The sequence below is a fragment of the Pseudomonas sp. 8_5_2 genome (assembly GCF_059295255.1).
On the sequence record NZ_CM181238.1, the window covers coordinates 5,564,366 to 5,589,816 of the forward strand.

Below are 25,451 nucleotides of genomic sequence, written 5' to 3' on the forward strand. Positions count from 1 at the left end.
AAACCACACACTGCACTTGCGAGGACACTATGGCCCGTTTCGGAACGCAAAAACTCTACATTGATGGCGCTTACGTCGACGCTGGCAGCGATGCCACCTTCGAAGCCATCAACCCGGCGACCGGCGAAGTCCTCGCCCACGTGCAACGTGCCACCGAGGCTGACGTCGAGAAAGCCGTCGAAAGCGCCGAACGTGGCCAGAAGGTCTGGGCTGCGATGACCGCCATGCAGCGTTCGCGCATCCTGCGCCGCGCCGTCGACATCCTGCGCGAGCGCAACGACGAACTGGCCATGCTGGAAACCCTGGACACCGGCAAGTCGTACTCGGAAACCCGCTACGTCGACATCGTCACCGGCGCCGACGTGCTGGAGTACTACGCTGGCCTGGTACCGGCCATCGAAGGCGAGCAGATCCCGCTGCGCGAATCGTCCTTTGTCTACACCCGCCGCGAGCCGCTGGGCGTGACTGCCGGTATCGGTGCCTGGAACTACCCGATCCAGATCGCCCTGTGGAAATCCGCCCCGGCCCTGGCCGCCGGCAACGCAATGATCTTCAAGCCGTCGGAAGTCACCTCGCTAACTACCCTGAAACTGGCCGAGATCTACACCGAAGCCGGCCTGCCGAACGGCGTGTTCAACGTTCTCACCGGCAGCGGCCGTGAAGTCGGCACCTTGCTGACCGAGCACCCGCGCATCGAAAAGGTTTCCTTCACCGGCGGCACCACCACCGGCAAGAAGGTCATGGCCAGCGCCTCAAGCTCGTCGCTCAAGGAAGTCACCATGGAACTGGGCGGCAAGTCGCCACTGATCATCTGCGCCGACGCCGACCTGGACAAGGCCGCCGACATCGCCATGATGGCCAACTTCTACAGCTCGGGCCAGGTGTGCACCAACGGCACCCGCGTGTTCATCCCGGCTGAAATGAAGGCAGCCTTCGAGGCCAAGATCGCCGAGCGCGTTGCCCGCATCCGTGTCGGCAACCCGGAAGACGAGAACACCAACTTCGGCCCGCTGGTCAGCTTCCAGCACATGGAAAGCGTGCTGGGCTACATCGCCAAGGGTAAAGAAGAAGGTGCCCGCGTGCTGTGCGGCGGCGAGCGTCTGACCGAAGGTGAGTTCGCCAAGGGCGCCTTCGTCGCGCCGACCGTGTTCACCGACTGCACCGACGACATGACCATCGTCAAGGAAGAGATCTTCGGCCCGGTGATGAGCATTCTCTCCTACGAAACCGAAGAAGAAGTGATCCGTCGCGCCAACGATACCGAGTACGGCCTGGCCGCCGGTGTCTGCACCAACGACATCACCCGCGCCCACCGCATCATCCACAAGCTGGAAGCCGGCATCTGCTGGATCAACGCCTGGGGTGAATCGCCGGCGGAAATGCCGGTAGGTGGCTACAAGCAGTCGGGCGTCGGCCGTGAGAACGGCGTCAGCTCGCTGGCTCAATACACTCGCATCAAGTCGGTCCAGGTCGAGCTGGGCGGCTACAACTCGGTTTTCTAAACCTTGTCTAGCCACGCCCGTGCCGCTGTGCACGGGCGTTTCCGCTCCCTGATCACCGCCAACACGAGGGTACTTTCATGTCCCAAGAATTCGATTACATCATCGTCGGTGCCGGCTCGGCCGGTAACACCCTGGCAACCCGCCTGACCGAAGACGCCGGCGTCACCGTGCTGTTGCTGGAAGCCGGTGGCCCCGACTACCGCTTCGATTTCCGCACCCAGATGCCGGCCGCCCTGGCCTTCCCGCTGCAGGGGCGCCGCTACAACTGGGCCTACGAGACCGACCCGGAGCCGTACATGGACGGCCGCCGCATGGAATGTGGCCGCGGCAAGGGCCTGGGTGGTTCATCGCTGATCAACGGCATGTGCTACATCCGCGGCAACGCCATGGACTTCGACGGCTGGGCAGAACTGCCAGGTCTCGAGGACTGGACCTACCTCGACTGCCTGCCCTATTTCCGAAAAGCTGAAACGCGCGATATCGGCCCGAACGAGTACCACGGTGGCGAAGGCCCGGTCAGCGTCGCCACGCCAAAAGCTGGCAACAACCCGCTGTTCCACGCCATGGTCGAGGCCGGTGTACAGGCCGGTTACCCGCGCACCGAAGACCTCAACGGCTATCAGCAGGAAGGTTTCGGCCCGATGGACCGTTCGGTGACCAAGAACGGCCGCCGTTCCAGCACCGCCCGCGGCTACCTGGACCAGGCCAAGAAGCGCCCTAACCTGACCATCGTCACCCACGCCCTCAGCGACCGCGTTCTGTTCGACGGCAAGCGCGCCATTGGCGTGACCTACCTGGTCGGCGACAGCGAAGAACGTGTTGAAGCCCGCGCCCGCAAGGAAGTGATCGTCAGCTCCGGCGCCATCGCGTCGCCGCAGCTGCTGCAGCGCTCCGGTGTCGGCCCGCGCGCCCTGCTGGAAAGCCTCGACATCCCCGTGGTCCACGACCTGCCGGGCGTCGGCGAAAACCTGCAGGACCACCTTGAGCTGTACCTGCAGTACGCCTGCACCCAGCCGGTGTCGCTGTACCCGTCGCTGCTGTGGTGGAACCAGCCGGCCATCGGTGCCGAGTGGATGTTCAAAGGTACCGGCATCGGCGCCAGCAACCAGTTCGAGGCCGGTGGTTTCATCCGCACCCGGCCTGAATTCGAATGGCCGAACATCCAGTACCATTTCCTGCCGGTCGCGATCAATTACAACGGCTCCAACGGCGTCAAGGAGCACGGCTTCCAGGCGCACATGGGCTCGATGCGTTCGCCAAGCCGCGGCCGTATCCAGGCCAAGTCGAAGGACCCGCGCCAGCACCCGAGCATCCTGTTCAACTACATGGCTACCGAGCAGGACTGGCAGGAATTCCGTGACGGCATCCGCCTGACCCGTGAAATCATGGCCCAGCCGGCGCTGGACCCGTACCGCGGCCGCGAGATCAGCCCGGGCCCGGATGTGCAAACCGATGAGCAGCTCGACAAGTTCATCCGCGAGCACGCCGAAACCGCGTTCCACCCGTCCTGCTCGTGCAAGATGGGCACCGACGACATGGCGGTGGTCGATGGCGAAGGCCGTGTGCACGGCATGAAGGGCCTGCGTGTGGTCGATGCGTCGATCATGCCGATCATCATCACCGGTAACCTCAACGCCACCACGATCATGATCGCCGAGAAAATCTCGGACAAGATCCGCAACCGCAAGCCGCTGCCGCGCAGCACTGCCAAGTACTACAAGGCTGAGGGCGCGCCGGTGAAGGGCAAGCCGATGCGAGAAGTGAAGCAGGCGTGATCCTGCACCGGCCCTTTCGCGGGTGAACCCGCTCCCACATGAGTAGCACCACCTTGTGGGAGCGGGTTCACCCGCGAAAGGGCCCGCATAGGCGACACATCAAAAGGCACCCTCCGCGGTGCCTTTTGCACATCTGCAGAAACGCTTTACATGCTGCCAATTCATCAGGTTAGAATCGATTGGCACGCGACCTGCTAGCGAGATGCTATCGAGTTCCTTTCCCCGTTGTCCCGGAGTACCTGCCTTTGGATGCAAGCACCATCAACAGCCTGTTCCTGATCGGCGCATTGCTGGTGGGCGCAAGTATCCTGGTCAGTTCGCTGTCGTCGCGCCTGGGCATCCCTATCCTGGTCATCATCCTCGCGGTCGGTATGGTCGCCGGCGTGGACGGTGGCGGCATCATCTTCAACAACTACCCGACCGCCTACCTGGTGGGCAACCTGGCGCTGGCGGTGATCCTGCTGGACGGCGGCCTGCGCACACGGGTGGCAAGTTTTCGCGTAGCGCTGTGGCCGGCACTGTCGCTGGCCACTGTCGGCGTGATGATCACCACGGCCCTCACCGGCCTGGTCGCGGCCTGGCTGTTCAACCTGAGCCTGATCCAGGGCCTGCTGATCGGCGCCATCGTCGGCTCTACCGACGCCGCAGCTGTGTTTTCGCTGCTCGGCGGCAAGGGCCTGAACGAGCGGGTTACTGCCACCCTGGAGATCGAGTCGGGCAGCAACGACCCGATGGCAGTGTTCCTTACCGTGACCCTGATCGACATGATCGCCAGCGGCCAGACCGGCTTGCACTGGGGCCTGCTGGGCCACCTGCTGCGCGAGTTCGGTATCGGTGGCCTGCTGGGCCTGGGGGGTGGCTGGTTGATGCTGCAAATGGTCAACCGCATCAACCTGGCAGGCGGCCTTTACCCCATTCTGGTGGTGGCCGGCGGCCTGGTGGTGTTCTCGCTGACCAACGCCCTGCACGGCAGCGGCTTCCTTGCCGTGTACCTGTGCGGCCTGGTGCTGGGCAACAAGCCGATCCGCAGCCGCCACGGGATTTTGCACATGCTCGACGGCATGGCCTGGCTGGCCCAGATCGGCATGTTCCTGGTGCTGGGCCTGCTGGTCACGCCCCACGACCTGCTGCCCATCGCCCTGCCGGCGCTTGGCCTGGCCCTGTGGATGATCCTGGTCGCCCGGCCGCTGTCGGTGGTCGCCGCGCTGCTGCCATTCAAGGCCTTCCACGGCCGTGAGAAAGGCTTCATTTCCTGGGTTGGCCTGCGCGGCGCAGTACCGATCATCCTCGCGGTGTTCCCGTTGATGGCCGGCCTGCCGGACGCCCAGCTGTTCTTCAACCTGGCCTTCTTCATCGTGCTGGTGTCGCTGTTGGTGCAGGGCACCAGCCTGCCGTGGATGGCCAAGCTGTTGAAAGTGACGGTACCGCCAGACCCGGCGCCGATCTCCCGTTCCGCGCTGGAAGTGCACATCACCAGCGAATGGGAAATGTTCGTCTACCGCCTGGGCGCGGAAAAGTGGTGCATCGGCGCCGCCCTGCGCGAACTGAAGATGCCCGAAGGCACGCGCATCGCCGCGCTGTTTCGTGGCGAGCAACTGTTGCACCCTTCGGGCAGTACCGTGCTGGAAGTGGGCGACATGCTCTGCGTGATCGGCCACGAGCACAACCTGCCAGCCCTGGGCAAACTGTTCAGCCAGGCGCCACAGCGTGGCCTGGACCTGCGTTTCTTCGGCGATTTCGTGCTCGAAGGCGATGCCGAACTGGGTGCGGTGGCAGCGTTGTACGGCCTGAAACTCGACGGCCTGGACGCGAAAATGCCGCTGGCGCAGTTCATCCGACAGAAGGTCGGAGGCGCTCCAGTAGTAGGTGACCAGGTCGATTGGCATGGCACGATCTGGACCGTGGCGACCATGGACGGGAACAAGATCCAGAAAGTAGGCGTCAGATTCCCCGAAGGAACGCGACCCGGACCAGGATTGTTCCTCTAAACTTCGTTTCTGCCGGATCCACAAGTAGCCTGCCTATGTCCCTGCGCGTGTACCTCCGCACAGCCCTGCTCGGGCTGTGCCTGTCTCTTTCCTTTGCCGCCACTGCGGCTGAAGCCCCGACCACCGCCAGCATCCAGCACAGCCTCGACAAGATCGCCGACCGCAAGCTGCCCGAAGCCGACCAGAAGGCGCTGCAGCAGGTGCTCGAACAAACATTGAGCCTGCTGGCCAGCAAGGAGGACAACGAGAAAAAACTGGCTGCACTGAAGCAGCAACTTGCAGGTGCCCCCAAGGAAACCAGCGACAGCCAGAAAGAGCTCGCCAAGCTCAAGGAAAGCAAGCCGCAGCCCGTTACCCAGCGCTACGCCAACCTTACCGTGCCGCAGCTCGAGCAGCTGCTCAGCGAGCGCAACACCCTGCAGGGTGAGCTGCAAAAAGCGCTGTCCGAAGCCAACAGCCTGATCATCAACTCGCAAACCCGCCCCGAGCGCGCGCAAGCCGAGATCAGCAGCAGCCAGACCCGCACCCAGCAGATCAACAACATCCTCAAAGCCGGCAAGGACGGCGGCAAATCCATCAATGCCGACCAGCGCAACCAGCTCAATGCCGAACTGGCCTCGCTCAACGCACTGACCCTGCTGCGCCGTCAGGAGCTGGCCGGCAACAGCCTGCTGCAAGACCTCGGCAACGCCCGGCACGACCTGCTGATCGAGCGCGCCGCGCGCCTGGAGCAGGAGATTCAGGACCTGCAGACCCTGATCAACGACAAGCGCCTGGCCCAGTCGCAGGAAGCGGTTACCCAGCAGTCGATCGAGGCCCAGAAAGCCGGTGGCAGCAGCCTGCTGGCCAGCGAAAGCGCGGCCAACCTCAAGCTTTCCGACTACCTGCTCAAAAGCACCGACCGCCTCAACGAACTGACCCAGCAGAACCTGCATACCAAACAGCAGCTGGACAGCCTGACCCAGGCGGACCAGGCGCTGGACGAGCAGATCAACGTGCTCAAGGGCAGCCTGCTGCTGTCCAAGATCCTCTACAAGCAGAAGCAGACCCTGCCGCACCTGAAAGTCGATCGCGACCTGGCCGACCAGATCGCCGATATCCGCCTGTACCAGTTCGAGATCAACCAGCAGCGCGAACAGATGAGCAGCCCGGTCACCTACGTCGACAAGCTGCTGGCCAACCAGCCCCAGGAAGATGTCACCCCGGCACTGCGCAAGGCGCTGCTGGAAGTCGCCATCACCCGCAGCGACCTGCTCGAACGGTTGAACCGCGAACTGTCGGCGCTGCTCAATGAATCGATCACCCTGCAGCTTAACCAGAAGCAGCTGCTGGGTACGGCGCAGGGCCTGCGTACCACGCTCGATGAACAGATGTTCTGGATCCCCAGCAACAAGCCGCTGGACTGGGACTGGTTGAAATACGTGCCGGAGCGCTTCGCCAAGCAGGTGGCCGACCTGCCGTGGGGCTCGGGTATCAAGGAGCTGGCCGATGGCCTGAGCCAGCGGCCGTTGCTGTTCCTGCCGTTGCTGCTGGTTATCGGCGGCCTGCTGTGGCGGCGCAAGTACCTGTATCAGCGCCTGAGCAAGGTGCACCAGGATATCGGCCACTTCCGCCGCGACAGCCAGTGGCATACACCTCAGGCCATCCTCATCAACATCCTGCTGGCGATGCCGGTCAGCCTGGGCCTGGCCCTGTGCAGCTACGCCCTGCAGATCGACGCCCGCGGGCAGAACGCCAACCTGGGCGCCGCACTCTGGCAGCTGGCCCAGGCCTGGCTGGTGTTCTATACCGCCTACCGCATCCTCGCCCCCGGCGGCGTGGCCGAAATCCACTTCCGCTGGCACAAGCCGCAGGTCGAGTTCCTGCGCGGCTGGGTGCGCCGCCTGGGCACCGTGGTGCTGGCCCTGGTCGGTGTGGTGGCGGTGGCCGAGCACCAGCCTTCGGCGCTGGCCGACGACGTACTGGGCATCGGCGTGGTGCTGACCTGCTATGCACTGATGGCCTGGCTGCTGAGCCGGCTGTTGCTCAGCAGCCCGGCGCACCGTGATGCCTCGCTGTTCCGCAGGGCTGTAGGGGTGGCGTTCACCGCGTTGCCCATCGCCCTGTTCGTGGCGGTGTGCTTCGGCTACTACTACACCGCGCTGAAGCTTACCGACCGCCTGATCTACACCCTGTACCTGCTGATGTTCTGGCTGGTGATCGAAGCCGCATTCGTGCGCGGCCTCTCTGTGGCGGCGCGGCGCCTGGCCTATCAGCGCGCCCTGAGCAAGCGCGCAGCTGCCAAGGAAGGGCTGGACGGCGAAGTCATCACCGAAGAGCCGACCCTGGACATCGAGCAGGTCAACCAACAGTCGCTGCGCCTGATCCGCCTGGCCCTGCTCGGCGGCTTCATCGCCGGGCTGTACTGGGTGTGGTCCGACCTGATCTCGGTGTTCGCCTACCTCAACAACTTCGTCCTGTACGAATACACCAGCGGTACCGGCGCCGCCGCCAGCATGGTGCCGATCAGCCTCGGCGACCTGCTGGGCGCGCTGGTCATCGTCGGCATCACCTTTGCCCTGGCCGGCAACTTGCCGGGCCTGCTGGAGGTACTGGTGCTGTCGCGACTGAACCTTGCCCAGGGCAGCGCCTACGCCACCACCACGCTGTTGTCGTACACCATCGTCGGCATCGGTATCGTCAGTACCCTGTCGACCCTCGGGGTGAGCTGGGACAAGCTGCAATGGCTGGTGGCCGCACTGTCGGTAGGCCTGGGCTTCGGCATGCAGGAAATCTTCGCCAACTTCATCTCCGGCATCATGATCCTGTTCGAGCGCCCGGTGCGCATTGGCGACACCATCACCATCGGCAACCTGTCCGGCACGGTGAGCAAGATCCGCATTCGCGCCACCACCATCACCGACTTCGACCGCAAGGACATCATCGTCCCCAACAAGACCTTCATCACCGGCCAGCTGATCAACTGGTCGCTGACCGACACGGTCACCCGGGTGACGCTGAAGCTGGGCATCGACTACGGCTCCGACCTCGACCTGGTGCGCGACCTGCTGCTCAAGGGCGCGCATGAGAACCCACGGGTGCTCAAGGACCCGGAGCCGATCGTGTACTTCCTCAATTTCGGCGAGAGCTCGCTGGACCATGAGCTGCGCATGCATGTGCGTGACCTGGGCGACCGCAACCCGACCCTGGACGAACTCAACCGCTATATCAGCCGTGAGTTCAAGGCGCACGACATCAAGATCTCGGTGCGCCAGGTGGAGGTGTTCCTGATGGACCCGAAAGGTGGCAAGCAGCAGCTGATTCCCATGGAACAGCCGAAACCGGATGGCACTCAACCTGTGTGAGTGGACTCCATAGGGCATGAACGCCCAAAATGCCTGCGAGGGCTTCGCCCTCGATCGCCGGCAAGCCAGCTCCCACACCGACCCCCTGTGTATTCTCTGTGGGAGCTGGCTTGCCGGCGATGGGCCGCAAAGCGGCCCCCTAGGCATCGATCTCCAGGAGCAGCCCGTGAAAGCCCTCGACCAACTCACCTTCGACAACCGCTTCGCCCGCCTGGGCGACGCGTTCTCCACCCAGGTCCTGCCCGAACCCATCGCGGACCCGCGCCTGGTGGTTGCGAGCGAGTCGGCCATGGCCCTGCTTGACCTCGACCCCGCCCAGGCCGAACTGCCGGTGTTCGCCGAGCTGTTCAGCGGCCACAAGCTGTGGGAACAGGCCGACCCACGCGCAATGGTGTATTCCGGCCATCAGTTCGGCTCCTACAACCCGCGCCTGGGCGATGGCCGTGGCCTGCTGCTGGCCGAAGTGCTGAACGACCAGGGCCAACACTGGGACCTGCACCTCAAGGGCGCCGGGCAGACGCCGTATTCGCGCATGGGCGACGGCCGCGCCGTGCTGCGCTCATCCATTCGCGAATTCCTCGGTTCCGAAGCCCTGCACGCCCTTGGTATCGCCACCAGCCGGGCACTGTGCGTGATCGGCTCCAGCACGGCGGTGTGGCGCGAAGCCCGCGAAAGTGCCGCCATGCTCACGCGCCTGGCGCAGAGCCATGTGCGCTTTGGCCACTTCGAATACTTCTATTACACCAAGCAGCCTGAACAGCAACGGCTGCTGATCGATCACGTGCTGGAGCATCACTACCCCGAATGCCGCGGTGCCGAGCAGCCATACCTGGCCATGTTCCGCACCATCGTCGAGCGCAACGCCGAGCTGATCGCCCGCTGGCAGGCCTATGGGTTCTGCCACGGGGTGATGAATACGGACAACATGTCGATCCTCGGCATTACCTTCGATTTCGGCCCTTACGCTTTCCTCGACGACTTCGACGCCAATTTCATCTGCAACCACTCCGACGACCGTGGCCGCTACAGCTATGCCAACCAGGTGCCGATTGCCCACTGGAACCTCAGCGCGCTGGCCCAGGCGCTGACCACGGTGATCGAGGTGGAGCCACTGAAGGAAGCGCTGGGGTTGTTCTTGCCGCTGTACCAGGCTCATTACCTGGACCTGATGCGCCGGCGCCTTGGCCTGACCACGGCCGAGGACGACGACATGGCGCTGGTCGAACGCTTGCTGCAGTGCATGCAGCGTGGGGGCGTGGACTACAGCCTGTTCTTCCGCAAGCTGGGCGAACAACCGGCGGCCGAAGCGCTGAAGGTGGTGCGTGACGACTTCATCGACCTGGCAGCTTTCGATGCCTGGGGCGCCGACTACCTGGCCCGCTGCGAGCGCGAAGCGGGCAATGCCGAGGGGCGGCGTGAACGGATGCACGCAGTAAACCCGCTGTACGTGCTGCGCAACTACCTGGCGCAGAAAGCCATCGAAGCGGCTGAGGCGGGGGATTACAGCGAAGTGCGGCGGCTGCATCAGGTGTTGAGCAAACCGTTTGAAGAGCAGCCGGGGATGCAGGCCTACGCCGAGCGACCGCCGGAGTGGGGCAAGCACCTGGAAATCAGCTGCTCTTCATAAATCCTGGGGCCGCTGCGCGACCCTTTCGCGACACAAGGCCGCTCCTACAGAACGCCGCGAATCCTTGTAGGAGCGGCCTTGTGTCGCGAAAGGGCTGCGCAGCGGCCCCAAAAACCTCGAGGAGAAGACATGTCCGACCCACTGGTAATCCCCTGCCCGCACTGCAACGGTCTGAACCGCCTGCCCGCCGAACGTTTGAGCGACGCCCCCAAATGCGGCCGCTGCAAGCAGGATGTGCTGCTGGCCCAGCCCTTCGAGCTGACCGAGGCCAGCTACGCCAGCCAGATCAAAGGCGACCTGCCGCTGCTGGTCGACGTCTGGGCCGACTGGTGCGGCCCCTGCAAATCCTTCGCCCCCACCTTCGAACAAGCTGCGCGGCAGCTGGCGGGTCGCTGCCGCCTGGCCAAGCTCGACAGCGAAGCAAACCGCAACCTGGCGGGGCAACTGGGCATACGCTCGATCCCCAGCCTGCTGCTGTTCAAGAACGGTCGCGAAGTGAGCCGCCAGGCCGGAGCGTTTCCACTCCAGTCGTTGCTGGCGTGGTTGCGCAGCCAAGGGGTCTAGGCGTTCTCTTCGAGCAGCGAATGCAACTCGACAAACTGCTGGGTCAGCTTGTGCCGCGGCTCGAGGTGAATCAGCGGCAGGCTGGCATGATGCGATTCGCGCATTTTCACCGAACTGCTGAGGTACACCGGTAGTACCGGCATGCCCTCGGCCAGCAGCTCGTCGAGCATCTGCTGGGGCAGGCTGGCGCGGGACTGGAACTGGTTGACCACGATGCCTTCGACCACCAGTGATTCGTTGTGGTCCTCCTTGAGGTCTTCGATCTCGGCCAGCAACCCGTAAAGGGCCTGCCGCGAGAAACTGTCGCAGTCGAAAGGGATCAGCACACGATCAGCTGCGATCAACGCAGAAACTGCGTAGAAATTCAGCGCCGGCGGGGTATCGATGTAGATGCGCTCGTAGTCCTCGTCCAGCTCGTCGAGCAGCTTGCGCAGCTTGTTGATCTTGTGTTTTGCCTCAAGCTTGGGCTGCAGGTCGGCCAGCTCTGCCGTGGCGGTGACCACGTGCAGGTTGTCGAACGGGGTTTCGTAGATGTCGACCTTGTTCTTCTTGCTGAACGGCCCGCTGGACAGGCTCTGCTTGAAGAAGTCGGCAATCCCCATGGGGATATCCTCGCCGGTGAGGCCGGTCAGGTACTGGGTCGAGTTGGCCTGGGCATCCAGGTCGATCAACAGTGTCCGGTAGCCTTCATTGGCACTGACCGCCGCCAGGTTGCAGGCGATGCTCGACTTGCCCACGCCACCTTTCTGATTGAACACCACGCGCCGCATGATTGACCTCCGTGTTTCGACGAATGCCCGAGTATGTGGCGAGGCCGCGGCAATGGCCAGTGCCATTTGGCCTGCGTCAGCCCTGGCCGACCGCCTGCCCGGTAAGCAGCTCGGCAAATGCCTTGGCCATCGCCGAGCCTGCGTGCTCACGCTGCACCAGCCACACCGCAGACATCGCCCCTTCATCCAGCAAGGTGCGGTACACCACGCCTTCAATGCGCATGCGCTGGAACGACGCCGGCAGCACCGAAACCCCAAGCCCCGCCGACACCAGGCCGATGATGGTCATGGCCTCTCCAGCTTCCTGGGCAAAATGCGGGCTGAAGCCGGCCTGCCGCGCCAGGCTCAGCAACTGCGCATGCAGGCCGCTGCCATAACTGCGAGGGAAGAACACGAACGGCTCATCGGCCAGCGCCGCCATGTGCAGGCCATGTTCAGTGCCTTCGGCAAGCGGGTGCGAAGCGTTGATCACCGCCACCAGCGGCTCACGGAACAGCTCCGTGGCCAGCAAGCCTGCCGGCAGCGGCATCGGCCGCATCAGCCCCACCTCGATGGACTCGTCGAACACCCCTGCGGCAACGTCGCGGCTGCTCATCTCCTTGAGGTTCAGGTGCACAGCGGGGAAGCGCTGGCGAAAGGCATGAATGGCCTTGGGAATCTTCGAGGTGAACGGTGCCGAGGAAGTAAAACCTATCTTCATCTCGCCTAGCTCGCCCAACTGCGCACGACGGGCTACATCCGCCGCTTTCTCGACCTGCGCCAGCACTTGCCGAGCCTCCTCCAGAAACAGCCGGCCGGCCTCGCTCAACTCGACCCGACGATTGGTACGCTCGAAAAGCCGTGCGCCCAGTTCCTGCTCCAGTGCCTGGATCTGCTGGCTGAGGGGTGGCTGTGAGATACCCAGCTGCTGGGCGGCGCGTCCGAAGTGCAGCTCTTCAGCCACAGCGATGAAGTAACGCAAATGGCGCAGTTCCATGATCGGCTCCGAACAGGTCGAAAAACGTCTTAAATAGGTCGAACAATATATTGGATCTAATCATTAGCCAGCTATATGCTTTTTTCATTGCGCCAGAGGTACCCGCCCGTGAAAACTGCTGTAGCCCCCCTTCCCGCCGAGCCAGAGCCCACTCCCCTGAACGAAATGTGGATCGAAAAAGGCACCCCCGCCTTCATGAAAACCGTGCTGGCGCTGTTCAGCGGCGGCTTCGCCACCTTCGCCCTGCTGTACTGCGTACAGCCGATGATGCCGCTGCTCTCTCGGGAATTTGCCATCAATGCGGCGCAGAGCAGCCTTGTGCTGTCGGTGTCCACGGGCATGCTGGCGTTCGGATTGTTGATCACCGGGCCCATCTCCGACCGCATCGGGCGCAAGCCGGTAATGGTGTTTGCCCTGGTCTGCGCCGCCCTCTCCACCTTGGCCAGCGCGGTGATGCCAAGCTGGGAGCTGGTGCTGGCCACCCGCGCGCTGGTGGGCCTGTCGCTGAGCGGCCTGGCGGCAGTGGCGATGACTTACCTGAGCGAAGAAATCCACCCGCAGCACATCGGCCTGGCCATGGGCCTGTACATCGGCGGCAACGCCATCGGCGGCATGAGCGGGCGGCTTATCACCGGCGTGCTGATCGACTTCGTCAGCTGGCACACGGCGATGCTGACCATCGGCGGCCTGGCCCTGATGGCGGCGCTGGTGTTCTGGAAGGTGCTGCCCGAGTCCCGCAACTTCCGCCCACAGGCACTGCACCCGCGCAGCCTGCTGGACGGCTTTGTCGTGCATTTCAAGGATGCCGGGCTGCCTTGGCTGTTTCTTGAGGCCTTCCTGCTGATGGGCGCATTCGTCACCCTGTTCAACTACATCGGCTACCGCCTGCTGGCGGAGCCCTACCACATGAACCAGGCGCTGGTCGGTTTGCTGTCGATAGTGTACTTGTCGGGCATCTACAGCTCGGCGCAAGTCGGCGCGCTGGCTGACAGACTGGGCCGACGCAAGGTGTTCTGGGCCAGTATCGTCGTGATGGCCGCAGGCCTGCTGATGACCCTGGCCAGCCCGCTGGCGATGGTGATCGTGGGCATGCTGGTATTTACCTTCGGCTTCTTTGGCGCGCATTCGGTGGCCAGCAGCTGGATTGGGCGGCGAGCGTTGAAGGCCAAGGGGCAGGCTTCGTCGCTGTACCTGTTCAGCTATTACGCAGGGTCGAGTGTGGCGGGTACAGCGGGCGGGGTGTTCTGGCACCAGTGGGGGTGGAACGGGATCGGGTTGTTCATTGGCAGCTTGCTGGCGGTGGCGTTGCTGGTGGCGCTGCACCTGAGCAAGTTACCGCCCAAAGCAGCCTGAGAATGGGGCTGCCTTGCAGCCCATCGCCGGCAAGCCAGCTCCCACAGGTGCCCCAAGGCTCATGGCCTGTGAAGTAGTTGTGGGAGCTGGCTTGCCGGCGATAGGGCCATCGGATCAGTTGATGATCTCGACGATATCCACATCCACTTCCCGGCTCATCAGGTGCTTCTCCACCTCACCGGTCAGCTTGACCTTGGTCTTGTCGTTGAACGGAGTAGCCGGAAGGTCTTCATCGTCGATTTCGACGGTGATGACGCCGGTGTTGTCCTTGAACTCGTACTTGTCATCGTTGTTGATCTTCTTGGTCACATAACCCTGCAGCACCACCGGCGTGTCATCTGCGGCGTCGTTGGCGGCAGCAACGGTGGTCACCGACTGTGCACCTGGGCCGGTGTAACCCGCAGCCAATGCTGCAGTGCTGAACAGAGGGGCGAGGATCAAGGCAAGGTAGCGAGCTTTCATGAGGATCGGGTCCTGTTTCGGTTTCGATGGCCCCAGATTAACGACGATCGCTGAATTGAAACTTAATGCAATAAAAAGCCCGGCACAGGGCCGGGCTTCGGTGTTCAGCCATCAGTTTACTGATGGTATTGCGCCGACAGCTCGTGCACGGCGTTGATGAACACGCCGGCATGCTCCGGGTCGACTTCCGGGGTGATGCCGTGGCCCAGGTTGAACACGTGGCCGGTGCCGTGGCCATAGCTGGCCAGGATGCGCGCCACTTCCTGGCGAATGGCCTCGGGTTTGGCGTACAGCACGGTCGGGTCCATGTTGCCTTGCAGTGCCACTTTGTCACCCACACGGCGGCGGGCGTCGCCGATTTCGCAGGTCCAGTCCAGGCCCAGCGCGTCGGCACCGGCGTCGGCGATGCTTTCCAGCCACAGGCCGCCATTCTTGGTGAACAGAATTACCGGCACCTTGCGCCCTTCATGCTCGCGGATCAGGCCGCTGACGATCTTGCGCATGTAGGCCAGCGAGAATTCCTGATAGGCCGCCGCCGACAGGTTGCCGCCCCAGGTGTCGAAGATCTGCACGGCCTGGGCGCCGGCCAGGATCTGGCCGTTGAGGTAGCTGGTAACCGACTGGGCCAGCTTGTCCAGCAACAGGTGCAGGGCCTGAGGGTTGTCGTACGCCATCGCCTTGGTCTTGCGGAAGTCCTTCGACGAGCCGCCTTCGACCATGTAGGTGGCCAGGGTCCACGGGCTGCCGGAGAAACCGATCAGCGGCACGCGGCCATTGAGCTCGCGGCGGATGGTGCTGACCGCGTCCATGACGTAGCCAAGGTCTTTCTGCGGGTCGGGGACCTGCAGCGCTTCGATATCGGCCGGGGTGCTGATGACCTTCCTGAAACGCGGGCCTTCGCCGGTTTCGAAGTACAGGCCCAGGCCCATGGCGTCAGGGATGGTGAGGATGTCCGAGAACAGGATCGCCGCGTCCAGCGGGTAGCGGTCCAGCGGCTGCATGGTCACCTCGCAGGCGAATTGCGGGTTCATGCACAGGCTCATGAAGTCGCCGGCCTTGGCGCGGCTGGCGCGGTACTCCGGCAGGTAGCGGCCGGCCTGGCGCATCATCCACACAGGGGTGACGTCTACGGGTTGCTTGAGCAGTGCACGCAGGAAACGATCGTTCTTCAGGGCAGTCATGTCGGCATCCGGAAAAATAGTGCGGGCATTTTCTCAGACGCACAAAGAAAAGGCACGGCTGTTTGCCGTGCCTTTTCTTTATAGGTATGTCGTGGATCAATAGATTTTGTATACAAAAACTTAATGATGCACGATACCGATGGCCCTATCGCCGGCAAGCCAGCTCCCACAGGGTAGCCGCAGCTCTTGTGGGAGCTGGCTTGCCGGCGATGAGGCCAGTGCAGGCAGCATCAGACTTCGAGGTAGTCCAGGATCCCTTCGGCAGCGGTACGCCCTTCGAAGATCGCCGTCACAACCAGGTCCGAACCGCGCACCATGTCGCCACCGGCAAACACTTTCGGGTTGCTGGTCTGGTGCTTGAACTTGCCCTGCTCCGGCGCCACCACTCGGCCCTGGCTGTCCATCTGGATACCATGCTGCTCGAACCACGGTGCCGGGCTCGGGCGGAAGCCGAAGGCGATCACCACGGCATCGGCCGGCAGGATTTCCTCGGAACCCGGGATCGGCTCGGGGCTGCGGCGGCCACGGGCATCCGGCTCACCCAGACGGGTCTCGACCACTTTCACGCCTTCAACCTTGTCCTCGCCGACAATGGCGATGGGCTGGCGGTTGTAAAGAAACTTCACGCCCTCTTCCTTGGCGTTCTTCACCTCTTTGCGCGAGCCTGGCATGTTGGCCTCGTCACGGCGATAGGCACAGGTTACCGCTTGCGCGCCCTGGCGAATCGAAGTGCGGTTGCAGTCCATCGCAGTGTCGCCACCGCCCAGTACCACGACCTTCTTGCCCTGCATGTCGACGAAGTCTTCCGGCGACTTCTCGAAGCCCAGGTTGCGGTTGACGTTGGCGATCAGGAAGTCCAGCGCGTCATGCACGCCTGGCAGGTCCTCGCCCGGGAAGCCGCCCTTCATGTAGGTGTAAGTACCCATGCCCATAAACACCGCGTCGTATTCGGCCAGCAGTTGTTCCATGCTGACGTCCTTGCCCACCTCGACGTTCAGGCGGAACTCGATGCCCATGCCGGTGAACACCTCGCGGCGGTTGCTGAGCACGGTCTTTTCCAGCTTGAACTCGGGGATGCCGAAGGTCAGCAGGCCACCGATTTCCGGGTTCTTGTCGAACACCACCGGAGTCACCCCGGCACGCACCAGCACGTCGGCGCAACCCAGCCCAGCCGGGCCTGCGCCGATGATGGCGACGCGCTTGCCGGTGGGCTTGACCTTGGACATGTCCGGGCGCCAGCCCATGGCGAAGGCGGTGTCGGTGATGTACTTCTCCACCGAGCCGATGGTCACCGCGCCGAAGCCGTCGTTCAGGGTGCAGGCACCCTCGCACAACCGGTCCTGCGGGCATACCCGGCCGCACACTTCCGGCAGGGTGTTGGTCTGGTGCGACAGCTCAGCCGCGGCCAGGATGTTGCCTTCGGAAACCAGCTTCAACCAGTTGGGGATGAAGTTGTGCACCGGGCACTTCCACTCGCAGTAAGGGTTACCGCAGCCCAGGCAGCGGTGCGCCTGCTCCACGGATTGCGCCGGTTTGAAGGGTTCGTAGATTTCCACGAACTCCTTCTTGCGCTGGCGCAGCAGCTTTTTCTTCGGGTCCTTGCGGCCCACTTCGATGAACTGGAAGTCGTTGTTCAGACGTTCAGCCATTTTTCAAAACCTCTTTACAGCAGCTGCAAGCTACAAGCTGCAAGCCGCAAGACGATCACTTAAGCCGGGCAAACCTCGAGCGCTTCTACGTGCAGTTCGGGGCTTGCCACTTGCAGCTGTTGTTACTGCGGGTTGGCACGGGTGCTGGACAGCAGTTGCTTCAGGTTGGCCGCCTTCGGCTTGACCAGCCAGAAGCGCCGCACGTAGTCGTCCAGGTTCTCCGAGAGCTCGCGCCCCCACTCGCTGCCGGTTTCTTCCACATACTCGCCAAGGACCCGCGCCAGGTGGCTACGGTAGGCTTCCATCGCTTCACCACTGATACGCTGGATTTCCACCAGCTCGTGGTTGAGCTTGTCGACGAAGCTGTTGTCCATGTCGAGCACGTAGGCGAAGCCGCCAGTCATGCCAGAACCGAAGTTGTAACCGGTCTTGCCCAGGACGCAGACAAAGCCGCCGGTCATGTATTCACAGCAGTGATCGCCAGTACCCTCGACAACAGCGTGGGCGCCGGAGTTACGCACAGCAAAACGCTCGCCCGCAGTACCGGCGGCGAACAGCTTGCCGCCAGTGGCACCGTACAGGCAGGTGTTGCCGACGATGGCGCTGTGCTGGGTTGCGAACGGGCTACCGGCTGGCGGCACGATGGTGAGCTTGCCACCGGTCATGCCTTTGCCAACGTAGTCATTGGCGTCGCCTTCCAGCAGCAGGTTAAGGCCACCGGCGTTCCACACGCCGAAGCTCTGCCCTGCAGTGCCTTTGAAGCGGAAGGTGATCGGGTTGGCGGCCATGCCCTGGTTGCCGTACAGCTTGGCGATTTCACCAGAGATACGGGCGCCAATGGAGCGGTCGCAGTTGCAGATATCGAGGCTGAACTCGCCACCGGCCTGGTCGCGAATGGCCGGCATGGCCATTTCCACCATTTTCTCGGCCAGTTCACCCTTGTCGAAAGGCGGGTTCCTGTCGACTTCGCAGAACTGCGGCTTGTCCGCCGGAATGTGCGAGCTGCCCAGCAGCGGGGTCAGGTCCAGGTATTGCTGGCGCTCGGTGTCGCCTGGCAGCACGTCGAGCAGGTCGGTACGGCCGATCAGCTCGCCAAGGCTGCGTACGCCCAGCTTGGCCAGCCACTCACGGGTTTCTTCGGCGACGAAGATGAAGAAGTTGATCACCATGTCGACGGTGCCGATGTAGTGGTCCTTGCGCAGTTTGTCGTTCTGCGTGGCTACACCGGTGGCGCAGTTGTTCAGGTGGCAGATGCGCAGGTACTTGCAGCCCAGGGCGATCATCGGCGCGGTGCCAAAGCCAAAGCTTTCGGCGCCGAGGATGGCTGCCTTGATCACGTCCAGGCCGGTTTTCAGGCCGCCGTCGGTCTGTACCCGTACCTTGCCGCGCAGGTCGTTGCCACGCAGGGTCTGGTGGGTTTCAGCCAGGCCCAGCTCCCACGGGGCGCCGGCGTACTTGATCGAGGTCAGCGGCGACGCGCCGGTACCACCATCGTAACCGGAAATGGTGATCAGGTCGGCATAGGCCTTGGCGACGCCAGCGGCGATGGTGCCGACGCCGGCTTCTGCCACCAGCTTGACCGAAACCAGGGCCTGCGGGTTGACCTGCTTGAGGTCGTAGATCAGCTGGGCCAGGTCTTCGATCGAGTAGATGTCGTGGTGCGGCGGTGGCGAAATCAGGGTCACGCCCGGTACCGCATAGCGCAGCTTGGCGATCAGGCCGTTGACCTTGCCGCCTGGCAGCTGGCCGCCCTCACCGGGCTTGGCGCCTTGGGCAACCTTGATCTGCAGCACCTCGGCGTTGACCAGGTATTCCGGGGTCACGCCAAAGCGGCCGGTGGCCACCTGCTTGATCTTCGAGCTGCGAATGGTGCCGTAGCGCGACGGGTCTTCACCGCCCTCGCCGGAGTTGGAGCGCGCGCCCAGGCGGTTCATCGCCTCGGCCAGGGCTTCGTGGGCTTCTGGCGACAGTGCACCCAGCGAGATACCGGCGGAGTCGAAGCGCTTGAGGATGGCGTCCAGCGGCTCGATCTGCTCCAGCGGCAGCGGCTGGTCGGCAACTTTCACCTTCAGCAGGTCGCGGATCATCGACACCGGGCGCTGGTCGACCAGCGTGGTGTATTCCTTGAACTTGGCGTAGTCGCCCTGTTGCACGGCGGCTTGCAGGGTATTCACCACGTCCGGGTTGTAGGCGTGGTACTCGCCACCGTGAACAAACTTCAGCAGGCCACCTTGCTGGATCGGCTTGCGCGCGCTCCAGGCTTCGGCAGCCAGCAGCTTCTGGTCGCTTTCCAGGTCTTCAAAGCGTGCACCCTTGATGCGGCTGGATACACCCTTGAAGCTCAGGCCAACCACTTCTTCGGCCAGGCCAATGGCTTCGAACAGCTGCGCACCACGGTACGAGGCGATGGTGGAGATGCCCATCTTCGACAGGATCTTCAGCAGGCCCTTGGAGATACCCTTGCGGTAGTACTTGAAGACTTCGTCCAGATCGCCCAGCACTTCGCCGGTGCGGATCAGGTCGGCCAGCACTTCATAAGCCAGGTACGGGTAAACGGCCGAAGCACCGAAGCCCAGCAGCACGGCAAAGTGGTGCGGGTCACGGGCGGTGGCGGTTTCCACCAGGATGTTACTGTCGCAACGCAGGCCCTTTTCGGTCAGGCGGTGGTGCACCGCACCCACGGCCAGCGAGGCGTGCACCGGCAGTTTGCCCGGGGCAATGTAGCGGTCGCTCAGCACCAGCTGGGTCTTGCCGGCGCGCACGGCTTCTTCGGCCTGGTCGGCGATGTTGCGGATGGCCGCTTCCAGGCCCACGCTCTGTTCATAGTTGAGGTCGATCAGCTGGCGCTCGAAGCCTTCGCGCTCCAGGTTCATCAGCGAGCGCCACTTGGCGGGCGAAATGACCGGCGAGCTGAGGATTACCCGCGAAGCGTGCTCCGGGGACTCCTGGAAGATATTGCGCTCGGCGCCCAGGCAGATTTCCAGCGACATCACGATCGCTTCGCGCAGCGGGTCGATCGGCGGGTTGGTCACCTGCGCGAACTGCTGGCGGAAGAAGTCGTACGGCGAACGCACGCGCTGCGACAGAACCGCCATCGGCGTGTCGTCACCCATCGAGCCGACCGCTTCCTGGCCCTGTTCGCCCAGTGGGCGCAGCACCTGGTCACGCTCTTCAAACGTGACCTGGAACATTTTCATGTATTGCTTGAGCTGGTCAGCGTCGTAGCTGGCCGCGCCTTGGTCATCGGTCAGCGTCGCCTGGATGCGCGTGGCGTGCTGACGCAGCCAGCGTTTGTACGGGTGGCGCGACTTCAGGCGGTTGTCGATGGCGTCGGTGTCGAGAATTTGCCCGGTTTCGGTGTCCACGGCAAGGATCTGGCCCGGGCCCACACGGCCTTTGGCCAGAACGTCCTCGGGCTGGTAACCCCATACGCCGATTTCCGAGGCGATGGTGATGTAGCCATTGGTGGTAGTCACCCAGCGCGCCGGGCGCAGGCCGTTGCGGTCGAGCAGGCACACCGCGTGGCGGCCTTCGGTCATGACGATACCGGCCGGGCCATCCCACGGTTCCATGTGCATGGAGTTGTATTCGTAGAAGGCGCGCAGGTCGGCGTCCATGGTCTCGACGTTCTGCCAGGCTGGCGGTACCAGCATGCGCACGCCGCGGAACAGGTCGATGCCGCCGGTGACCATCAGCTCGAGCATGTTGTCCATGCTGGAGGAGTCGGAACCGACGCGGTTGACCAGCGGGCCGAGCTCTTCGAGGTCGGGGATCTGGTCGTTGGCGAACTTGGTGCGACGGGCCATGGCCCAGTTGCGGTTGCCGGTAATGGTGTTGATCTCGCCGTTGTGGGCGAGAAAGCGGAACGGCTGCGCCAGCGGCCATTTCGGCAAGGTATTGGTGGAGAAGCGCTGGTGGAACACGCAGATCGCGGTCTGCAGGCGCGGGTCATCCAGGTCAGGGTAAAACGCCGCGAGATCGCGCGGCATCATCAGGCCTTTGTAGATGATGGTCTTGTGCGAGAAGCTGCAGATGTAATGGTCGGCGTCGTGGGCGTTGGCCACGGAAGAACGGCGACGCGCACTGAACAGCTTGATGGCGAATTCCTGGTCGCTCAGGCCTTCACCGCCGATGAACACCTGCTCGATCTGCGGCAGGCGCTCCAGGGCCAGACGGCCGAGCACGCTGGTGTCGATCGGCACCTTGCGCCAGCCGACCAGCTTCAGGCCGGCCGCGAGGATTTCGCGGTCCATGTTGGCGCGGGCAGCTTCGGCTTTGACCGGGTCCTGGTTGAAGAACACCATGCCGACGGCGTACTGCTTTGGCAGCTCGACGGCGAAGTGTTCCTGGGCCACGGCACGCAGGAATTGATCGGGCTTCTGCATCAGCAGACCGCAACCGTCACCGGTCTTGCCGTCGGCGTTGATACCGCCGCGGTGGGTCATGCAAGTCAGGGCCTGCATGGCGGTTTGCAGAAGGTGGTGGCTCGGTTCGCCCGTCATATGGGCGATCAGGCCAAAACCACAGTTGTCCTTGAATTCTTCGGGATGGTACAGACCTGTTTTCATAGACACATTCTCACCAGGTTCACCTCTCAACGGAGGTAAATCTCTTTTTTAACAACCACTTACCATCCACGCCGATCAAACGCCAGCTTTTTTGCGGTGGTCATGGAAAACCATTGTTGCACAGCGACAGCGATGCCCACAAATTTTCATGTCTCACCATTGAAAATTTATGTCGCAATTTTGAATGTTTTTGCGCCATGCGCCGTGATAACGGCTTGGCCGGAGTCTGAAGCGTTTCAGCCATGACTGCAACTAGGGGCTTGTGGCCGGCAGTCCGGGACAGAAAAGCCTGCCGCGCTCAGGCGCAGCAGGCTAGACGAAAAGTCAGTTATCGCTCAGCAACTGGGCGGCGGGGTGTTGCCGCCCGGCAGGTATCAGCGGGCCGAGGCCAGCTCTTGTTGGACGCTGGCGACGGTACGTGGCCAAGGTTTACCAGCCTGGACCTTCGCTGGCAAGTTCTTGATTGCCGCAACCGCAGCGTCACGGTTGGCGAAGCTGCCGTAAGTGACGACGTACAGGGGCTTGCCCTGCAGGTTTTTCTTGAAGTAGCGATAGTCGCCACCCTGGGCCTTGACGAACGCCTGGGCCGAAGCCTCGGAGCTGGTACCCAGGATTTGCACCACGTAGTTGCCTGGTTTTTGCCCGGAGTACCAACCACCGCCAGCGCTGCCAGTGGCCGCTGGTTTCTCGGCAGGCTTGGCAGCTGCGACCTGGGCCGGCGCTGGCGCAGGCTTGGCAGGCGCAACCGGCTTGGCAGGCTGGGTTGCGACCGGTTTTGGCGCAGGCGCAACCGGACGTGGCTGGGCAGGGGCCGTGGCAATCGGCTGCGCAGGCGCAGGCGCCGGGCCGGCTGGTACACCTTGAGGCGGTGCGATGGTGGTAACGGTCGGCGGCGGGTTGCCAGGCTGCAGGGCCGTATCGCCAGCCGGGCTGCCTTCTTCACCCTCACCCATGCCTGCGGCCTGGGCCAACGGTTCGCGCATCACCGGTTGCGACTGGCCCCCCAGCGGCAGGGGCGTCGGCTGGGACGAGCCGGAGAATTCGATGGCAGCGCCAGGCTTGCCTTCGCCGAGCGGCAGCTGGGCCTGGGCGGGCGCTTCGGCAGGTGGCTTGTCGCCTTTCTTGGGCATCAATACCGCAGCCGCAACGGCGACCACAACCACAGCGGACAGTGCGAGCACATGTTTTTTAGGCATCTTGAACCCCATGGATGGTCGCTTGGCCGTCGAGCGGCTGGCGATCATGGCTTCGATCAAAGTGTCACGGGCGACCTGGTTGATGTTGCCAGGCCAGCCGTCGGAGTTTTCATGGATATCGACGATCTGTTCACGGCTGAACACCTCGATGCCCCGGCCAGCCCCTTCCAGGCGCTGTTCCAGGTACTCGCGGGTCTCTTCTTCACTGTAGGGGGCAAGCTCGATGATGTGGAAACGTTCTTCCTCGACATTGAGTTCGTCCAACCCGGCAATCAGTGAGGGCTCACCGAACAGGAATACGTGCGGGCGCCCTTCTGGCACGCCCGCTGCCAACTCCAGCAACGCTTGGAGTGCCGACTCGTCGAGTTGTTCCGCATCGTCCACCAGCAAATACACTTCCTGCCCGGTCAACGCCAGCTGCACGACCTTGGACAGGATCGCCTGCATTTCAGCCTGGGCCACATCCAGCTCCTGCGCGACCTGCGCAAGCACGCTGCCGGCATCGCTGGCACTACGGGCGGACACCACCACACTCTGCACGGCCTGCTTGTTGGTGCTGGCCACCAGGGCCTGGCGCAGCAGCGACTTGCCGCTGCCCAGCGGGCCGGTGACCACCAGCATCAACTGGCTGTAGCGTGCCAGGTGGTGCAGCTGCCCGAGCACGGGCTTGCGCTGGGCCGGGAAAAACTTGAAGCCGGGCACACGCGGCGCGAACGGATCGTGGCTCAACTGGTAATGGTCGAGAAAGGCCTCATCGGCATGCAAACTGGTCATTGCGCTGTCACAACCTCAAAGCTGGGCCACGATCGCGCGGTAATCCGCCGACAGCGTGGCCTGTAGAATCTCTTTCGGATAGTCGTCGGTCACCACGGCTTCCCCCACCTGGCGCAACAGCACCAGACGCAGACGCCCGTCGAGCACCTTCTTGTCGACCGCCATGTGTTCCATGAAATGCGCCGGTGTCATTTCCTGTGGTGGCACCACCGGCAAATCTGCGTTCTGCAACAGGCGGATACCGCGATCACGTTCGGCCTGGCTGATCCAGCCGAGGCGCATGGACATTTCCAGGGCCATTACCGTGCCGGCCGCCACGGCTTCACCGTGCAGCCAGACGCCGTAGCCCATGTGAGTCTCGATGGCATGCCCGAAGGTATGCCCCAGGTTCAGCGTGGCTCGCACGCCGGCTTCGCGCTCGTCGGCACCGACCACTGCAGCCTTGGCCTCGCAGGAGCGGCGGATGGCTTCGGTCAGGGCTTTCTGGTCGAGGGCGCGCAGGGCCTGCATGTTGTCTTCGAGCCAGGCGAGGAACGACTGGTCGCAGATCAGGCCGTACTTGATCACTTCGGCCAGGCCTGCAGACAACTCGCGGGCCGGCAGGGTCTTGAGGCTGGTGGTGTCGATCAGCACTGCATTGGGCTGATAGAACGCGCCGACCATGTTCTTGCCCAGCGGGTGGTTGATACCGGTCTTGCCGCCCACCGAGGAGTCGACCTGGGACAGCAGGGTGGTCGGCACCTGGATGAAGTCGACGCCGCGCTGGTAGCAGGCCGCGGCGAAGCCGGCCATGTCACCGATCACGCCGCCGCCCAGGGCGACCACGGTGGTGCGCCGGTCATGCCGGGCAGTCAGCAGGCCGTCGAAGATCAGCTGCAGGGTTTCCCAGTTCTTGTGGGCTTCGCCGTCGGGCAATACCACCGGCAGCACCGAGTAGGCACCCAGGGTCTTGCTCAGGCGTTCGAGATACAACGGCGCGACGGTCACATTGGAAACAATCGCCACCTGCCGCCCGGCAATGTGCGGCGCCAGCAACTCGGGCTGGTCCAGCAGGCCTTCGCCAATGTAGATCGGGTAGCTACGCTCGCCCAGGTCGACCTTAAGTGTCTGCATGTATCCCCACAATGTACTTGGGCGCGGGGGCGACCCGCGCGGTAACGTTGAACCTCGCCTCGGCGCTGGTCGCCGAGAATAGTCCCGGCTTAACGGGGCGGCAACTGCTGCAAGCGCTCGAGAATATCGATCACCACCATGCGTGGCGGCCGCTCGTCGGTTTCTACTACCAGGTCGGCGATCTCGCGATAGAGCGGGTCACGGGCTGCCAGCAGGGCACGCAAGGTTGCTTCGGGGTTGGCAGTGCGCAGCAGCGGGCGATTACGGTCGCGCGCGGTACGGCCAACCTGTTGTTCCACCGAGGCATGCAGGTAGATTACCCGGCCACCCTGGCGCAGTGCCTGGCGGTTGGCTTCGCGCATTACCGCGCCGCCACCGGTGGCCAGCACCACGCCGTCAAGTTCGCACAATTCAGCGATCATCGCCTGCTCGCGATCACGGAAACCGGGCTCTCCTTCCTTGTCGAAAATCCACGGGATGTTGGCGCCGCATCGCAGTTCGATTTCCTTGTCGGAATCCTTGAACAGCAGGCGCAGCTCTTTGGCCAAAAGGCGTCCGATGGTGCTTTTACCAGCGCCCATGGGCCCCACAAGTATCAAATTTCGCACA

16 protein-coding genes are annotated in these 25,451 nt (G+C 63.2%); 7 read left to right on the forward strand and 9 right to left on the reverse strand.

What is annotated here, in order from left to right:
• The first annotated feature begins 29 nt into the window (after window positions 1-29).
• The 6 genes from betB (at window position 30) to trxC (ending at window position 10,800) form a co-directional block, all read left to right on the forward strand.
• Complete coding sequence (betB, locus tag AC5O5R_RS25435; protein ID WP_172219798.1) at window positions 30-1,502, forward strand: betaine-aldehyde dehydrogenase; 1,473 nt, start codon at window positions 30-32, stop codon at window positions 1,500-1,502.
• Between the two features lie 77 nt (window positions 1,503-1,579).
• Window positions 1,580-3,277, forward strand: coding sequence for a choline dehydrogenase (gene betA, locus AC5O5R_RS25440; protein WP_172219795.1), 1,698 nt, complete (start codon window positions 1,580-1,582; stop codon window positions 3,275-3,277).
• A 245-nt stretch (window positions 3,278-3,522) separates the two neighbouring features.
• A complete protein-coding gene (locus AC5O5R_RS25445; RefSeq protein ID WP_172219781.1) occupies window positions 3,523-5,265 on the forward strand; it encodes a potassium/proton antiporter in 1,743 nt (580 codons plus the stop codon).
• 35 nt (window positions 5,266-5,300) lie between these two features.
• Window positions 5,301-8,609 carry a mechanosensitive channel MscK gene (gene mscK, locus AC5O5R_RS25450; RefSeq protein ID WP_172219778.1) on the forward strand — a complete coding sequence of 1,103 codons (3,309 nt, stop codon included), beginning with the start codon at window positions 5,301-5,303 and terminating at the stop codon, window positions 8,607-8,609.
• 166 nt (window positions 8,610-8,775) lie between these two features.
• The gene (gene selO, locus AC5O5R_RS25455) at window positions 8,776-10,236 is read left to right on the forward strand and encodes a protein adenylyltransferase SelO (RefSeq protein WP_172219776.1); all 1,461 of its coding nucleotides are present in this window, start codon (window positions 8,776-8,778) and stop codon (window positions 10,234-10,236) included.
• Window positions 10,237-10,365: 129 nt separating this feature from the next.
• Window positions 10,366-10,800, forward strand: coding sequence for a thioredoxin TrxC (gene trxC, locus AC5O5R_RS25460; protein ID WP_172219773.1), 435 nt, complete (start codon window positions 10,366-10,368; stop codon window positions 10,798-10,800).
• Here trxC and AC5O5R_RS25465 read toward each other — a convergent pair.
• Window positions 10,797-11,570, reverse strand: coding sequence for a ParA family protein (locus tag AC5O5R_RS25465; protein ID WP_172219770.1), 774 nt, complete (start codon window positions 11,568-11,570; stop codon window positions 10,797-10,799). The two genes, trxC and AC5O5R_RS25465, sit on opposite strands and share 4 nt — an antisense overlap.
• A gap of 76 nt (window positions 11,571-11,646) precedes the next feature.
• The gene (locus AC5O5R_RS25470; protein WP_172219767.1) at window positions 11,647-12,546 is read right to left on the reverse strand and encodes a LysR family transcriptional regulator; all 900 of its coding nucleotides are present in this window, start codon (window positions 12,544-12,546) and stop codon (window positions 11,647-11,649) included.
• 165 nt (window positions 12,547-12,711) lie between these two features.
• Here AC5O5R_RS25470 and AC5O5R_RS25475 point away from each other — a divergent pair, with 165 nt between their 5' ends.
• Window positions 12,712-13,899, forward strand: a complete 1,188-nt coding sequence (locus AC5O5R_RS25475; protein WP_256678421.1) for an MFS transporter — start codon at window positions 12,712-12,714, stop codon at window positions 13,897-13,899.
• A gap of 114 nt (window positions 13,900-14,013) precedes the next feature.
• Here AC5O5R_RS25475 and AC5O5R_RS25480 read toward each other — a convergent pair whose 3' ends face one another.
• The 7 genes from AC5O5R_RS25480 to aroK form a co-directional block, all read right to left on the reverse strand.
• Complete coding sequence (locus tag AC5O5R_RS25480) at window positions 14,014-14,361, reverse strand: YgiW/YdeI family stress tolerance OB fold protein (protein ID WP_494511789.1); 348 nt, start codon at window positions 14,359-14,361, stop codon at window positions 14,014-14,016.
• 116 nt (window positions 14,362-14,477) lie between these two features.
• Window positions 14,478-15,542: a uroporphyrinogen decarboxylase gene (hemE, locus tag AC5O5R_RS25485; RefSeq protein WP_172219758.1), complete on the reverse strand. Its 1,065-nt coding sequence runs from the start codon at window positions 15,540-15,542 to the stop codon at window positions 14,478-14,480.
• A 230-nt stretch (window positions 15,543-15,772) separates the two neighbouring features.
• Window positions 15,773-17,191, reverse strand: a complete 1,419-nt coding sequence (locus tag AC5O5R_RS25490) for an FAD-dependent oxidoreductase (protein ID WP_172219755.1) — start codon at window positions 17,189-17,191, stop codon at window positions 15,773-15,775.
• Window positions 17,192-17,313: 122 nt separating this feature from the next.
• On the reverse strand, window positions 17,314-21,759 hold the full coding sequence (gltB, locus tag AC5O5R_RS25495) for a glutamate synthase large subunit (RefSeq protein ID WP_494514818.1): 4,446 nt from the start codon (window positions 21,757-21,759) through the stop codon (window positions 17,314-17,316).
• A 374-nt stretch (window positions 21,760-22,133) separates the two neighbouring features.
• On the reverse strand, window positions 22,134-23,729 hold the full coding sequence (locus AC5O5R_RS25500) for an SPOR domain-containing protein (protein WP_172228893.1): 1,596 nt from the start codon (window positions 23,727-23,729) through the stop codon (window positions 22,134-22,136).
• Window positions 23,730-23,744: 15 nt separating this feature from the next.
• The gene (aroB, locus tag AC5O5R_RS25505) at window positions 23,745-24,842 is read right to left on the reverse strand and encodes a 3-dehydroquinate synthase (RefSeq protein ID WP_172228891.1); all 1,098 of its coding nucleotides are present in this window, start codon (window positions 24,840-24,842) and stop codon (window positions 23,745-23,747) included.
• Window positions 24,843-24,931: 89 nt separating this feature from the next.
• Entirely contained in the window at window positions 24,932-25,450 is a 519-nt protein-coding gene (gene aroK / locus AC5O5R_RS25510) for a shikimate kinase AroK (protein WP_172228889.1), read from the reverse strand.
• Between the last annotated feature and the right edge of the window lies 1 nt (window position 25,451).

Bases quoted from the DNA above. Each gene is read 5' to 3' on its own strand.
- betB (WP_172219798.1), top strand. From the start codon at position 30: ATGGCCCGTTTCGGAACGCAAAAACTCTACATTGATGGCGCTTACGTC.
- betA (WP_172219795.1), top strand. From the start codon at position 1,580: ATGTCCCAAGAATTCGATTACATCATCGTCGGTGCCGGCTCGGCCGGT.
- mscK (WP_172219778.1), top strand. From the start codon at position 5,301: ATGTCCCTGCGCGTGTACCTCCGCACAGCCCTGCTCGGGCTGTGCCTG.
- trxC (WP_172219773.1), top strand. From the start codon at position 10,366: ATGTCCGACCCACTGGTAATCCCCTGCCCGCACTGCAACGGTCTGAAC.
- AC5O5R_RS25465 (WP_172219770.1), bottom strand. From the start codon at position 11,570: ATGCGGCGCGTGGTGTTCAATCAGAAAGGTGGCGTGGGCAAGTCGAGC.
- AC5O5R_RS25470 (WP_172219767.1), bottom strand. From the start codon at position 12,546: ATGGAACTGCGCCATTTGCGTTACTTCATCGCTGTGGCTGAAGAGCTG.
- AC5O5R_RS25475 (WP_256678421.1), top strand. From the start codon at position 12,712: ATGTGGATCGAAAAAGGCACCCCCGCCTTCATGAAAACCGTGCTGGCG.
- AC5O5R_RS25480 (WP_494511789.1), bottom strand. From the start codon at position 14,361: ATGAAAGCTCGCTACCTTGCCTTGATCCTCGCCCCTCTGTTCAGCACT.
- hemE (WP_172219758.1), bottom strand. From the start codon at position 15,542: ATGACTGCCCTGAAGAACGATCGTTTCCTGCGTGCACTGCTCAAGCAA.
- AC5O5R_RS25490 (WP_172219755.1), bottom strand. From the start codon at position 17,191: ATGGCTGAACGTCTGAACAACGACTTCCAGTTCATCGAAGTGGGCCGC.
- gltB (WP_494514818.1), bottom strand. From the start codon at position 21,759: ATGAAAACAGGTCTGTACCATCCCGAAGAATTCAAGGACAACTGTGGT.
- AC5O5R_RS25500 (WP_172228893.1), bottom strand. From the start codon at position 23,729: ATGACCAGTTTGCATGCCGATGAGGCCTTTCTCGACCATTACCAGTTG.
- aroB (WP_172228891.1), bottom strand. From the start codon at position 24,842: ATGCAGACACTTAAGGTCGACCTGGGCGAGCGTAGCTACCCGATCTAC.